This is a genomic window from Saccharothrix saharensis (assembly GCF_006716745.1).
Classification (GTDB): domain Bacteria; phylum Actinomycetota; class Actinomycetes; order Mycobacteriales; family Pseudonocardiaceae; genus Actinosynnema; species Actinosynnema saharense.
This window is the reverse complement of record NZ_VFPP01000001.1, coordinates 1,289,180-1,302,124: the sequence shown is the minus strand read 5'-3', so window position 1 is coordinate 1,302,124 and position 12,945 is coordinate 1,289,180. Positions and strand designations below refer to the sequence as shown.

The 12,945-nt window shown below is 72.8% G+C and carries 18 protein-coding genes; 8 read left to right on the top strand and 10 right to left on the bottom strand.

Going from position 1 to position 12,945, the window contains the following annotated elements; all coding sequences use genetic code 11:
- Window positions 1–7: 7 nt before the first annotated feature.
- The 6 genes from FHX81_RS05020 to FHX81_RS04995 are packed head-to-tail and all read left to right on the top strand — an operon-like array spanning window position 8 to window position 4,795.
- Window positions 8–784, top strand: coding sequence for a thioesterase II family protein (locus FHX81_RS05020; RefSeq protein ID WP_141975490.1), 777 nt, complete (start codon window positions 8–10; stop codon window positions 782–784).
- A gap of 11 nt (window positions 785–795) precedes the next feature.
- Window positions 796–1,776 (top strand): TauD/TfdA family dioxygenase, encoded by a 981-nt coding sequence (locus FHX81_RS05015; RefSeq protein WP_141975488.1) that lies wholly within the window; start codon window positions 796–798, stop codon window positions 1,774–1,776.
- Between the two features lie 3 nt (window positions 1,777–1,779).
- Window positions 1,780–2,598: an enoyl-ACP reductase FabI gene (fabI, locus tag FHX81_RS05010; RefSeq protein WP_141975486.1), complete on the top strand. Its 819-nt coding sequence runs from the start codon at window positions 1,780–1,782 to the stop codon at window positions 2,596–2,598.
- A 36-nt stretch (window positions 2,599–2,634) separates the two neighbouring features.
- A complete protein-coding gene (locus tag FHX81_RS05005) occupies window positions 2,635–3,048 on the top strand; it encodes a hypothetical protein (protein ID WP_141975484.1) in 414 nt (137 codons plus the stop codon).
- Window positions 3,048–3,998 carry an ATP-binding cassette domain-containing protein gene (locus FHX81_RS05000; protein ID WP_141983743.1) on the top strand — a complete coding sequence of 317 codons (951 nt, stop codon included), beginning with the start codon at window positions 3,048–3,050 and terminating at the stop codon, window positions 3,996–3,998. The genes FHX81_RS05005 and FHX81_RS05000 overlap by 1 nt, the downstream gene beginning before the upstream one ends.
- Window positions 3,995–4,795, top strand: coding sequence for an ABC transporter permease (locus FHX81_RS04995; protein ID WP_141975482.1), 801 nt, complete (start codon window positions 3,995–3,997; stop codon window positions 4,793–4,795). Before FHX81_RS05000 ends, FHX81_RS04995 begins: the two co-directional genes overlap by 4 nt.
- A gap of 76 nt (window positions 4,796–4,871) precedes the next feature.
- Here FHX81_RS04995 and FHX81_RS04990 read toward each other — a convergent pair whose 3' ends face one another.
- Window positions 4,872–5,081 (bottom strand): hypothetical protein, encoded by a 210-nt coding sequence (locus FHX81_RS04990; RefSeq protein WP_141975480.1) that lies wholly within the window; start codon window positions 5,079–5,081, stop codon window positions 4,872–4,874.
- Window positions 5,082–5,111: 30 nt separating this feature from the next.
- On the bottom strand, window positions 5,112–5,426 hold the full coding sequence (locus tag FHX81_RS04985) for a hypothetical protein (RefSeq protein WP_141975478.1): 315 nt from the start codon (window positions 5,424–5,426) through the stop codon (window positions 5,112–5,114).
- A gap of 166 nt (window positions 5,427–5,592) precedes the next feature.
- On the opposite strand from FHX81_RS04985, the gene FHX81_RS04980 reads away from it, so the two are divergent.
- Complete coding sequence (locus FHX81_RS04980; RefSeq protein ID WP_246107635.1) at window positions 5,593–6,792, top strand: sensor histidine kinase; 1,200 nt, start codon at window positions 5,593–5,595, stop codon at window positions 6,790–6,792.
- The gene (locus tag FHX81_RS04975) at window positions 6,789–7,436 is read left to right on the top strand and encodes a response regulator (RefSeq protein WP_141975476.1); all 648 of its coding nucleotides are present in this window, start codon (window positions 6,789–6,791) and stop codon (window positions 7,434–7,436) included. The genes FHX81_RS04980 and FHX81_RS04975 overlap by 4 nt, the downstream gene beginning before the upstream one ends.
- Window positions 7,437–7,446: 10 nt before the next feature.
- On the opposite strand, the gene FHX81_RS41835 is transcribed toward FHX81_RS04975, so the two are convergent.
- The 8 genes from FHX81_RS41835 to FHX81_RS04935 form a co-directional block, all read right to left on the bottom strand.
- Complete coding sequence (locus FHX81_RS41835; protein ID WP_246107634.1) at window positions 7,447–7,584, bottom strand: hypothetical protein; 138 nt, start codon at window positions 7,582–7,584, stop codon at window positions 7,447–7,449.
- A gap of 192 nt (window positions 7,585–7,776) precedes the next feature.
- A complete protein-coding gene (locus FHX81_RS04965) occupies window positions 7,777–8,478 on the bottom strand; it encodes an SDR family oxidoreductase (RefSeq protein ID WP_141975474.1) in 702 nt (233 codons plus the stop codon).
- Complete coding sequence (locus FHX81_RS04960; RefSeq protein WP_141975471.1) at window positions 8,475–8,876, bottom strand: MaoC family dehydratase; 402 nt, start codon at window positions 8,874–8,876, stop codon at window positions 8,475–8,477. Before FHX81_RS04960 ends, FHX81_RS04965 begins: the two co-directional genes overlap by 4 nt.
- Complete coding sequence (locus tag FHX81_RS04955) at window positions 8,873–9,319, bottom strand: FAS1-like dehydratase domain-containing protein (protein ID WP_141975469.1); 447 nt, start codon at window positions 9,317–9,319, stop codon at window positions 8,873–8,875. Before FHX81_RS04955 ends, FHX81_RS04960 begins: the two co-directional genes overlap by 4 nt.
- Window positions 9,320–9,417: 98 nt before the next feature.
- Entirely contained in the window at window positions 9,418–10,260 is an 843-nt protein-coding gene (locus tag FHX81_RS04950; protein ID WP_141975467.1) for a hypothetical protein, read from the bottom strand.
- 165 nt (window positions 10,261–10,425) lie between these two features.
- Complete coding sequence (locus tag FHX81_RS04945; RefSeq protein ID WP_141975465.1) at window positions 10,426–11,190, bottom strand: DUF899 domain-containing protein; 765 nt, start codon at window positions 11,188–11,190, stop codon at window positions 10,426–10,428.
- 53 nt (window positions 11,191–11,243) lie between these two features.
- Window positions 11,244–11,606 (bottom strand): ArsR/SmtB family transcription factor, encoded by a 363-nt coding sequence (locus FHX81_RS04940; RefSeq protein ID WP_141975463.1) that lies wholly within the window; start codon window positions 11,604–11,606, stop codon window positions 11,244–11,246.
- A 70-nt stretch (window positions 11,607–11,676) separates the two neighbouring features.
- A complete protein-coding gene (locus FHX81_RS04935; RefSeq protein WP_141975461.1) occupies window positions 11,677–12,195 on the bottom strand; it encodes a hypothetical protein in 519 nt (172 codons plus the stop codon).
- Window positions 12,196–12,945: the final 750 nt, after the last annotated feature.

Here is a 12,945-nt window from a genome sequence, read left to right as displayed (position 1 = left end):
GGTGCGCATGGCGGCCACGACCACCGCCGACCGCTGGCTGCGCACGCGCACGCCCCGGCCGTCGGCCGAGCTGACCCTCGTGTGCCTGCCGCACGCGGGCGGCTCGGCGAGCTACTACCGCGACTGGGGCGCGCGGCTGCCCGCGTCGGTCGAGACGCGCGTCGTGCAGTACCCCGGCCGGGAGGAACGCCTGGTCGACGCGCCGGTGGACGACATGGCGGCGATGGCCGACGTGCTCGCCGACGTGCTCGCGCCGCTGCTCGACCGGCCCGTGGTGCTGTTCGGGCACAGCATGGGCGCGGCCATCGCCTACGAGGTCACCCGGCGGTGCGAGGAACGAGGCCGGCCGCCCGCGCTGCTGGTGGCCTCCGGGTTCGCCGCACCGCACCGCCGCACGCCACGGGACCTGCACACCCGTGACGACGACGCGCTGGTCGCCGAGATCACCCGCGTGTCCGGCGACGACGCCGCCGCGCTGGCCGACCCCGACCTGCGCGAGCTGCTGCTGCCCACGATCCGCGCCGACTACCGGCTCATCGAGCGGTACGCGCCCACCGCACCACCGGCCGCGGTGCGCACACCGCTCGTGATCTACCGCGGCGACGCCGACCCCGACGTCGACCACGAGCGCGGCGAGGCGTGGCGCGAGCTGACCGCGTCCGGCGGGCTGCGCGAGCACCGCGCGTTCCCCGGCGGGCACTTCTACTTCCGGCACGACCCGACCGCCCTGCTCGGGGCGATCTCCGCACACCTCGGGCGGGTCCGCCCGGTGACGACTCACTAAGGGTGAGGGAAATGTTGTTGGACAACCAGGACACGCTGACCACCGCCACGCTGGACGCCGACGAGCACGCGTGGCTCGACCGGATCGCCCGGGACCTGCTGGGCGTGGCGGGCGGTCGGCTCGACAGCCCCGAGTGGGTCGCCGCCGCGCGCCGGGCGTGGGAGGACGCGCCCGCGACGCTGCGGCACACCCTCAAGGAGTTCCGTCGCGACTCGGGCGCGGGCGGCGCGCTGCTGCTGCGCAACCTGCCCGTGGACGAGGGCAACCTCCCGCCCACGCCGAAGGCCGACGGCTCGGTGGTGCGCGAGGCAACCGTGTCCGCCGCCGTGCTGCTGCTCGTGGCGCACGGCCTGGGCGACCCGGGCGCGTTCCGCGCGGAGAAGTCCGGCGCGCTGGTGCAGAACGTGGTGCCGGTGCCGGGCAAGGAGGAGGTGCAGGGCAACGTCGGGTCGGCGCACCTGACCTTCCACACCGAGAACGCGTTCCACCAGCACCGGCCCGACTTCGTGCTGCTGGTGTGCGTGCGGCCGGACCACGAGCGGGTCGCCGAGCTGCGGCTGGTCTGCTCCCGGCAGGTGCTGCCCAAGCTGGGCGAGCAGGCCCGCGCGGCGCTGTCGTCGGCCGAGTTCGTCACCGCGCCGCCGCCCTCGTTCGGCGCGACGTCCGGCGAGGTGCCGCCCCGGGCCGTGCTGCACGGCGACCCCGACGACCCGGACCTGTGCGTCGACCAGGCGGCCACCCGGCCGGTGACCGAACGGGCCGCCGCGGCGATGGACGAGCTGGGCGAGCTGTTCGACAACTCGTTCAACGGGCTGCGGCTGGCCGCGGGCGACCTGGCCATCGTGGACAACCGGGTCACCGTGCACGGCCGGTCGGCGTTCACCCCGCGCTACGACGGCGCGGACCGCTGGTTGCAGCGCACGTTCGTGTTCGCCGACCTGCGCCGCTCCCGGGGTCACCGCCTCGGCGACGGCTACGTGCTGGAGAGCTGAGCCGTGGACCTGCTCAAGGGCAAGACCCTGCTCGTCACGGGCGTGTTGACGCCGAACTCCATCGCCTACCACGTGGCACGGCTGGCGCAGGAGGAAGGCGCGGCCGTCGTGCTCACCGCGTACGGCCGGGTGCGCCTGGTGGAACGGCTCGCGCAACGCCTGCCGTCACCCGCGCCGGTGGTGGAGCTCGACGTCACCGACGCCGACCACCTCGCGTCCCTGCCGGAGCGGATCGGCGCGCACGCCGACCGGATCGACGGCGTGCTGCACTCCGTCGCCTACGCGCCGCCCGAGGCGCTCGGCGGCAACTTCCTCACCGCGCGCTGGGACGACGTCGCGCCCGCGTTCCACGTGTCCGCGTACTCGTTGCAGGCGCTCGTGCGGGCCGTGCGGCCGATGCTGGGTCCGGGCAGTTCCGTGGTGGGGCTGGACTTCGACGCCTCGCAGGCCTACGCCGAGTACGACTGGATGGGCGTGGCCAAGGCCGCGCTGGAGTCCTGCGCCCGGTACCTGGCGTCCTACCTGGGCCGGGACGGCATCCGGGTCAACCTCGTCGCCGCCGGCCCGCTGCGCACCACCGCGGCCGTCGCGATCGGACCGGGCGGTGACGAGGCGGCCCGCCGGGAAGGGCAGCGGTGGCACGGCAAGTCGCCGCTCGGCTGGGACGACCAGGAGTTCACGCCCGTGGCGCGGGCGTGCGTGGCCCTGCTGTCGGACTGGTTCCCCGCGACGACCGGCGAGATCGTCCACGTGGACGGTGGCGCGCACGTGGTCGGGGACCGGCCCGGCGTGCCGGTCGCGACGCCGCCGGTGGAGTCGTGACCGTGGGTGATGGCGCAGGCTGGGTAGGACCCGTTCGTGCTGTACCTGATCGTGGCGTGCGAGGTCGCGTTCTGGGTGGTGCCGGCCTCGGGGCTGCTCGCCCGGTACGCGCTGCGCAGGCCCCGGGTGGGCGGCGCGCTGCTGGTGGGCGTGCCGGTGGTCGACCTGGTGCTGGTGGTGGCGTGCGCCGTCGACCTGCGCACGGGCGGCACGCCGGGCATGACGCACAGCCTCGCCGCGGCCTACCCGGGCATCAGCGTGGCGTTCGGTCCGTACCTGGTGGCGCGGGCGGCCGCGTGGTTCGCGCACCGCTTCGCCGGTGGCCCGCGACCGGCCCGACCACCGCTGGGCGTCTCGTCGGCGGTGACCGCGATCTGGCTCGTCGGCCGGCCGCTGCGCCTGACGTCGTTCCCGCCCGAGCCGGACTACCAGATGGAGGAGGAGCGGTGATCGCAGCCGTCGAGGCGCGAGGCGTCGTCAAGTCCTACAAGGCGCACCGCGCCCTCGACGGCGTGGACCTGACCGTCCCCACCGGGACGGTGCTGGGCCTGCTGGGCCCCAACGGGGCCGGCAAGACCACGATGGTGCGGGTGCTGACGACGTTGCTGCGGCCCGACGCGGGCGACGTCCGCGTGGCCGGCTACGACGTCGTCTCGCAGTCCGCGGACGTGCGGCGGTCCATCGGCCTGTCCGGGCAGTACGCGGCCGTGGACGAGAGCCTGACCGGGTACGAGAACCTGTACCTGGTCGGCAGGCTGTACGGCTTCAAGGCCGCCGCGGCGCGGGAGCGCGCCCGGGAGCTGCTGGCGCTGTTCCGGCTGGAGCAGGCCGCGTCCCGGCTGCTGCGCACCTACTCCGGCGGCATGCGGCGGCGGCTGGACCTGGCGGGCGCGCTCGTCGCCCGGCCACCGGTCGTCGTGCTGGACGAGCCGACCACGGGTCTGGACCCGCGGTCCCGCCTGGACACCTGGGAGATGGTGCGGCGGCTGGTGGACGACGGCGCGTCCGTGCTGCTGACCACCCAGTACCTGGAGGAGGCCGACCAGCTCGCCGACTCGATCGTGGTGATCGACCGCGGCCGGGTGGTCGAGCGGGGCACGTCGGACGAGCTGAAGGCGCGCGTGGGCAGCGAACGGTTGGAGATCGTCGTCGCCGACGCGGCCGACCTGCCCGCGTTGACGCGCGTGCTGGCGGAGGTCGGCGCGGCCGAACCCGTGGTGGACGACCACTTGCGGCGGGCGCACGTGCTCGTGCACGTCGGCCCCAAGACGTTGGTGGAGGCGTTGAAGCGGCTCGACGCGCAGGACGTGCGGGTGCTCGACGTGTCGCTGCACCGGCCCAAGCTGGACGACGTGTTCCTGATGCTGACCGACCGCGCCGACGACGGGGAGGACTCGTGACCGCAGTGGCCAAGGTCGCGGTCGACGGGTGGATGATCGCCTGGCGCAACCTGCTGCACGTGCGGCGCAGCGTGGACTGGGCGTTCGCCGCGGTGGTGCAGCCGGTGATGTTCGTGCTGCTGTTCGGGTTCGTGTTCGGCGGCCTGCTCGGCGGTGCGGCCTACCGCGAGTACCTGCTGGCGGGCATCCTGGTGCAGACGCTGGCGTTCAACTCCGCGTTCACCGTCATCGGGCTGTCGACCGATCTGCGCAAGGGGTTCATCGACCGGCTGCGGTCGCTGCCGATGTCCGGCGTGTCGGTGATGGTCGGCCGCACGCTGTCCGACCTGGCGGTGAGCGTGGTGGCGATGCTGGTGACGTGCCTGTGCGGCCTGCTCATCGGCTGGCGGGTGCGCGGCAGCGTCCTCGACGCCGTGCTGGCGTTCCTGGTGCTGCTGGTGTTCGCGTTCGCCATGTCGTGGATCGGGGCGCTCATCGGGCTGGTCTCGCCGAGCCCGGAGGCGGCGCAGAGCGCGGGGCTGATCTGGCTGACGCCGCTGACGTTCGTGTCGTCCGGGTTCGTGCCGGAGGAGTCGATGCCCGGCCCGCTGCGCGTGATCGCCGAGTGGAACCCGCTGACAGCCGTGATCAACGCGGTGCGCGGGCTGTTCGGCAACACCGTGCCGGGGCTGGACGTGGTGTCCGGTTCCTGGCCGGACGACCACGCGCTGGCCTACGCCTGGCTGTCGTCGCTGCTGATCGTGGCGGTGTTCGTGCCGTTGAGCATGCGTGCCTACCGCCGCGTGGCGGCCCGGTGAACAGCGGTAGGTGGGACGGGCGCCCGTCCCACCTACCGGTCGGCGGCCAGGGGAGGCCGCCGCGTCCCGGTCGACGTCACCGCCGCCGGGTGGCGACCATCGACCGGTACACCGCCGTGATGACGAAGATCAGCGCGCCGACCATCGCCACCGTGATCGCGACGTTGGCCACGTCGGACACCTTGCCGCCGATGAAGTACTGCTTGATCAGGTTGCACCCGACGATCAGGACGACGTACACCCACCACGGGGCCCACCGACCGTCGTTCACCTTGCCGTCAGCCACTTGTCCTCCTCAGCGGGCGCGGGCACACCCTCAGCACAGTTCCTCGATCTTCGCGGCGCCGTCGGCGATGTCCTCCGACCTGTCCGACAACAACTGGCGGGCCGCGGCCAACACCTTGGCAGCCCGCGACGATTCGTCCATGTTCCCGGCGATGTCGTCGATTACCGAACCCAATGTCCTCGCGGCTTCGCTCTTGCCGTCCGGACTCGCGGAAACCCACCCGTTCGCCACGTGGCACAGCAAAGTCGTGCGACCGTCATCGGTGTTGTCCGGCGAAGACCGGTCGGCGGCCGGGTCGCAGGCGCTCAGCGCGAAAGCCGACACCACCGCCAGTGCTACCGCCACGCTTTTCATGGTGACATCCGCTCCTCCCGGTGTGGTCGACGGGCGGTGCGCCTGCCGTGACACCATCATCGCCAAGCGCGCGGGCGCGCGGCATCGGCGGTCGGAGCGATCACGGGTCATCACTTCGGCCGATGCGAGCCGGGTGGGTGTGTGCTGTGATCGCGCGGTGCACGCCGGAATAAGTCGGGTCGTCTCCGGGCTGCGGAAGTTGCCGGAGTGGCAGCACGACGCGCTCATCGTGATCAGCTCGTTGCTGGTCGGCTCGGTGTTGTTCGCCACCGGCCTGTACCCGTTGTTCAACCTCGACGACCCCATTCCGCTGTGGGTGCGGGTGCTGTTGTTCGGCGGCGTCTGCGCGGTGGAGGCGTTCCGCCGGATCGCGCCGGGCACGGCCCTGGCGGTCGGCACGGCGTTCCTGCTCGTGGACTGCGTGATCGGGGTCAGCACGCCGACGCTCGTCGTGTACGCCGACCTGCTCTACGCGGCCACGCTGTACGGCCCGCGCCGGCTCAGCCGCGACATGGTGCCGATCGCGGTGCTCACCTCGATCAGCACGATCACCGCCACCGTCCTGCTGGTGCCGGGCTGGCGGGCGACCGTGCTGGCGGCGTTCGCGGTGCTGCCGTTCCTGCTGATCCCGGTGTGGTGGGCGACGAACGTGCGGCAGCACCAGCGGATGGCCGAGGTGGAACGCGCGAACGCCCGCCAGTTGGCCAAGATCGCCGAGCTGGACCGCACGGCCGCGGTCGCCGCCGAACGCGCCCACATGGCCCGTGACCTGCACGACGTGATCGCCGGGCACCTGTCCGCGATAGCCATCCAGGCCGAGGCCGCGTTGTCGTTGAAGGACGAGGACCCGATGACGCGAGTGGTCCTCAAGTCCGTGCGCGAGAACAGCGTGAGCGCGTTGGAGGAGATGCGCGCCATGATCAACCTGCTGCGCGCCGACGTGACGGCCCCGGACGAGCCGACCGCGCCCGCCCGGCTGGCGCAGCTCGGTCGGCTGATCGAGTCGGCGCAGGCGGGTGGGATGAGGCTGGACGTGCGGGTCGACTACGACGACACCGAGCCGTTGCCCGCCGCGGTGGACCTGACCGCGTACCGGATCGCCCAGGAGGCGCTGACCAACGCCATGAAGCACGCACCGCGCACGAACGTCGTCCTCGAACTGCGCCGCACCGACACCGGGATGGTGCTGGAAGTGGTCAACGACCTGCGGGAGGGCGGTGACGGGGGAGGGCTGGGCACCGGGCTGCTGAACATGCGGGAACGCACCGCGGCGGTGGGCGGCTCGCTCACCGCCGGTCCGACCGACGGCACGTGGAAGGTCCGCGCGGTGCTGCCCCTGCCCGAGGTGGAGCGGTGAGCGTCCGGGTGCTGGTGGTGGACGACCACGCGGCCGTGCGCGCGGGCCTGGTGCTGATCCTGGGCAACGCCGAGGGGATCGAGGTGGTCGGTGAGGCCGGTGACGGCGCGGCGGCGGTCCGGCAGGCGAAGGCGCTGCGGCCGGACGTCGTGCTGATGGACATCCGCATGCCCGGCCTGGACGGCATCGCCGCGACCAGGGCGTTGCACGGTGAGAGCGTGGCGCAGGTGCTCGTGCTGACCACGTTCGACCTGGACGAGTACGTGTTCGCGGCGCTGCGGGCGGGCGCGGCGGGCTTCCTGCTGAAGTCCGTCGACGCGCCGCGGCTGGTGGAGGCGGTGCGGCTGGTCGCGGCGGGCGAGAACGTGCTGGGCCCGGAGATCACCCGCAAGCTGATCAAGGCCTACGCCGAGTCCCCGGTGAAGGCCCAGCCGGCCGCCGACAGCCGCCTCGACCAGCTGACCGAGCGCGAGCTGGACGTGCTGCGGTGCCTCGGGCGTGGCCTGTCGAACGCCCAGATCGCCCACGAGCTGTTCATCAGCGGCGCGACGGCGAAGACCCACGTCTCCCGCATCCTGACCAAGCTGGACCTGCGCTCCCGGGTCCAGGCCGCGATCTACGCCCAGGAGAACGACCTGGTGTGACGCCACGCGCTCACGGGTCGGCCACCAGCACGACCCGGTCCTGGTCGACGTCGTACCGCAGCACCACGACCGCGTCCGTGCCCTCGGGCGTCATCAGGACCGGTTCGCGCAGGCGGCGACCGGTGGCGCGGATGAACGAGCACAGCACCCCACCCCGTCGACCGCACGAGGTCCACGACCGACTGCCAGTCCTCGGCGGTGGGGTCGGGGACGTGCGGGTCCGGCAGCGCGCCGCTCCACTCGGGGTGGAACCGGCTCGCGACGTCGTCCCGGCGCGGATCGGGCACGAGCGCATGGTGCCCGGTCGGGGGCGTTCCCGGCTCGTGCGTTCCGCCGGACCTCACCAGCCGAGCGCGCCGCCGCCCGTGACGGGGATCGTCGCGCCGGTCACGTAGGTGGAGCCGGCGACCCAGCGCACCACCTCGGCGATCTCCTCCGGTCGGGCCAGGCGGCCCAGGGGCACCTGGTCCACCAGCGCCTGCCGCTGCTTCTCCGTCAGCACGGCGACCATGTCGGTGTCCACGGGGCCCGGTGCGACGACGTTGACCCGCACCCCGCGCCGCCCGTACTCCAGCGCCACGGACCGGGCGAACCCCTCCAGCGCCGCCTTGGCCGCCGCGTAGTTCGCCTGGCCGGGTGAGCCCGCGCGTGCGGAGGCGGAGGAGATCAGGACGACCGACCCGGTGCGCGCCTTCGCCATGGCCGGCAGCACCTGTTGCAGCACGCGGAACGCGCCGAGCTGGGTGACCTCGATGATCTCCCGGTAGTGCGCCTCCGGCATCCGGGCGAGCAGCCCGTCGCGGGTCAGGCCCGCGTTCAGCACGACGACCTCCGGCGCCCCCTGGTGGGCGGTGACCTCGGCGACCGCGGTGGCCACCCGGTCGCCGTCGGCCAGGTCCAGCGCCACCCCGAACACCCCGTCGACCGGCACGCCCGATCCCCGGTGCGTGCCCGCCACCCGGTCACCGGCCCGCGCGAACTCGCGCGCCACCGCCTCGCCGATGCCCCGGCTCGCGCCCACGACCAGCACGGACCGGCTCACCGCGCCAGCTCCACCACGGCCTCGCCGCGCGCGACCGCCACGCCGTCGTCCCGCACCGCGCTCACCTGCACCCTGGCGGTCCCGGCGGCGACGTCGACGGAGGCGACCTTCCCGCCGCACGTCAGCCGTGACCCGACCGGCGTCGGCGCGGTGAACCTGGCCTTGAACGACCGCACCGCGCCCGCCGCCGGCCACGACGTGACCAGACGGCCGAGGTGCGCCATCACGAGCATCCCGTGGACCACGACCCCGTCCAGCCCACCCTGCCGCGCGGCGGCGTCGTCGAGGTGCACGGGGTTGTCGTCGCCCGACGCGGCTGCGAACTCCCGAAGTTCGTCCCGCGTGATCGCGGGCACTTCCCGGGAAGGCAACCGGTCACCGACCGCGGGCGCGCTCACGCCGCACCCTTTTCCTCGACGACGAGCACCTGGCGCAAATCCACCACGTGCTCACCACCCCGGTGCACGGCGCTCTCCTGCACGATGAACTCCAATCGACCGCCCATCCGCCGGTAAACGTCGGCGACCACGCTCTCGAACCGCAACTCCGCACCGGCGTGCACGCTCCGGTGGTAGGTGAACGATTGCTCGGCGTGCAGCACGCGCAACGGGTCGAGGCCCATGTCGACCAACAGCCCCTCGCCCCGGGCCTCGAGTTCCAGGCCGAACAGCATCGTCGGTGGCAATACCACGTCCGGATGTCCGGCGGCTCTCGCCGCGTCGACGTCGACGTGCACGGCGGCGTCCTCGCCGATGGCCCGGGCGAATGCGACGACCCGTTCCCGCGGTACTCGCAGCACCACGGGATCGAGCTTTTTCCCGACGAACTCCGCAGCGATCACCGGTGAACCGTACCGGCGCGCGCCACCCGTCGGCGAGAGCGCGCGCGAATACCGCGACGGTTTACCGAAATCTATATTTCCGCTCTATTCCCGGCGTTTCACCGGTCGACGCACACGACCCGCCCGATCGCGTACCACTCGTGCGCGAAACCGTCGTCGTCCTCCCACACGTCCAGCTCGAACCAGGACGTGCCGGTGGCCCAGATGTTCGGCAGCACCTGCCCGGCGGGCGTCACGCCGGCCGTGCCGATGAACGACCAGCCCGCCGACAGCCGCCGCTGGTCCGATCCGCACCGCACGTCGAACCACTTGTCCCCCTGGTCCACCACCGACGTCGCGGTGCGCAACCCCTGGCCGGGCAAGGGGTCCGAGCACACCGCGTAGGTCGTCAGCCGCCAGTCGCCGCCGTAGCCGTCGGGGTCCTCCATGCCGGTCACGGCGACGCTCGTCAGGTCCGGTGTCGGCGCGATCTGGTTGACGTGCACCTGGCCCGCGCCCCGCGTGTTCCAGCCGGACGCCAACAGCTTCCGGCCGCTCGGGCAGGTCGCGCGCACCTGCTTGTTCGACGACGTGGCGTCCGATGAGGACTGCACCACGGTGTGGCCCGGCACCGGGAAGGCGCACATCGCCTCCACGGTCAGGCTCCACTCGGCTTCGGTGCCGTCCTGGTCCTCCTGGGCGAGTGCGACGACGGAGGTGGCCGACGGGATGAGCGCGGTGACCAGCACGTCGCGCCTGGCCCCGCGGGCGTAGGCGAACGCGCCGACCACCTGCTTGCCCGCCGGGCACGACACCGAGGCGATCCGGCTCGCGTAGGACGACGGGCCGGCGTGGGACAGGACCTGTTCGTCGCCGGGTATCGCGGCGGACGCCGGTGACGGGACGAGCAGGACGGCGGCGACCGCGGTCGACAGCGCGGTCAGGGTGCGGCGGAACGGCATGGCGACCTCACGGGAGAAGCGGGTTTACCGTGCCGGACGCCCGACCGCGCCCGGGGTTGCCGTGCCGGACGCGCGGAACGATCCGGTACGAGCGCCCCGGACCGTTCCGCGCGGGCCGGGGGACCACCGGCGCGCGGTCCGGACCCGTTCCGCGAAGTCCGTGGGTCAGTGGCAGCAGTCGTCGTGCGTCGGCTTCGACCGCACGGACGTCAGCGTGCCCTCCGCCTCGGCGACCTTCTCCAGCCAGCCCTCGGCGGGACCGGCGTCGCTGTACTCGTCGTGCCAGTTCCACCACACGTACGGCGGGGTCTGCGGGTAGCCCTCCGGCGAGTCCTCCCAGTCCTCCTGGCGGCCCAGCGCGGTGATGTCCAGGTAGCTGAACGTGCTGCCCAACGCCTCGTCACCGCGTCCGTTGACGAAGTACGTGCGGAACACGCGGTCGCCTTCGCGGATGAACGCGTTGGTGCCGTGCCACTCGTCCACGCCGAAGTCGGCGTCGAAGTCGTCCAGCATGGTGACCCAGGGCATCCGCCACCCCATCCGCGCCTTCAACCGCTCGATGTCGGCCTGCGGCGCGCGTGACGCGAACACCAGCGTGGTGTCCCGGGCGTGCAGGTGGGCGACGTGCCCGATCTGGTCGGCGGTCACCAGCGAGCAGCCGCGGCACGCGTGGTCCGGCCAGCCGTACACGCCGGGCTCGTAGAAGGCGCGGTAGACGACCAGTTGGCGGCGGCCCTCGAACAGGTCCGGCAGGCTCATCCGGCCGCGCGGCGTGTCGAAGGCGTACTCCTTCTCCACCGCCAGCCACGGCATCCGCCGGCGCGCCGCGGCCATGGCGTCCCTCGCCCGGGTCAACTCCTTCTCCCGCACCAGCAGGTCCTGCCGGGCCGCTTCCCAGTCCGCCGGGGAAACGATCGGAGGGGTCTTCATCGTGGTCGTCCACCTTCCCGAGTTCCGATGCGCGCGCACGGTCCACCCGCCGCTCAGGTCCCTTCCGGTGGGTCCGCGGTGGGTGCCGTGCGGTCGAGGTGGTTCTTCAAGGCGCTGAGCGGGCCGTCCCAGTCGCGGGCCAGCGACGCCAGGTACTGCTGTGCCACCCGCATCGGGACGGAGCGGAGCCGGAACCGGATCCGGCGCCGTTCGCCGGGTTCCGCCGTCACCAGGCCCACGTCGGTGAGCAGGGCGAGGTGCTTCGCGATCGCCTGCCGGGTGATCGGCAGCCGATCGGCCAGGTCGGTCGCCGTGGCCGGGCCGCCCGACGCCAGCGCGGCCAGGATGGCGCGTCGGGTCGGGTCGGCCAGGGCGGCGAAGACCTGTTCGGCGACCGCTTCGGCGTCGGGCGGCATCAGCCGACGGTATAGCAACCGTTCGGTTGCGTCAATGTGCGCGGTTACGGGGGTGCGGTGTGCCTTCGGGTCACAGGCCCACGGTCAGGGCGCCGAAGAGGCTCAGGTGGGACACGCCCGTGGTGGCGCAGCTGATCGGGTCCGGGTTCAGCGCGGTCAGCTGCATCTTGGTCGGTTCGGTGGCGAAGGTGCCGGAGCCGATGGACCCGAGCAGCACGATCACGATGTTCGCGCCGACCCGGCTGGACGTCCGGTTGTACGAGTACGCGCTCGGCGCGGCGGCCGGGTCGGTCCACGTGAAGACCCGCGTGCCGCTGCCCTGGTAGAACAGCGACGTGCACGTGTAGTCCGGCAGCGTGGCGGTCTCGGTGTACGACCCGGTGGCGGCGGAGCCGTTGGTGCAGTTGAAGAGCTGGCCGTTGACGGTGACGCCGACCGTCTTCGGGGTGTTGGTCACCGGTTCGCTGAACGTCACCACCTCGTTGACCAGGCACGTCTGCTCGACGACCGCGTGCGCGGTCGGGGTGACGGCGGTCGACGCCAGGCCCAGGCAGAGGCAGAGGGCCGCGGCGGCTCTGTGCGCGTTCATCCGGTGAACCTCCGGTGTCGGTGGGGGGAATGCCCGTGCGCAGCAGTCTCGCGGCGCCGCACGACCCACTCGCCGAATGTCACCCGGATGGGGGGCCGGGTCGCGTGGACCCGGCCCGCGTCGCCCGTCGGGTCGGCACACGCGGTGCGGCCGGCCGTCCACGTCCGGCACGCGGCCGTGCCGCAGGCGAACACCTCGGTGATCTCACCCGCCGCGCTCGGCCCTCCACCGGTCCACCGACACCGGCCGCTCGGCCGCGGAATAGCCCGGGCGCGCGGCCCCGCGCAGCAATGAGTCCCGCGTCAAGCCTGGCAGCAGCGTGCCGGTCAGCGGCGTGGTGAACACCTCTTCCGCGACTCCTACGTGCGCCGGGGGGCGGGTGCACCGCACGCGGTGCTCAGGCCCCGGCGGGGCCGCTTCGGGTGGGGCGTGCTGTTCATCGACGACTTCACCACGGTCCGCGACGTCGTCGGCTACATGGACGCGGAGTCCACCGAGGGGCGGGTGCGCGGCGTCACCCTCGTGGGGGAGGAGGTCGTGTACGGGGTCCGCAAGGGCCGCCGGCGTGTCCGGCGACCTCGGCGAGCGCGACCACGGCGGCCCCCTGGTTTCCGGGCCGTCCACCTTCACCGGTGTGGGCAGGAGTCCGCGCCCGACCGCGGGACCGGCGGTCAGCGGAACTGTCGCGGAACGAGCCGACCAGGGCGGCGATCGACGGCGAAGCGAATGGTGACCAAGTGGTCGGGAAGT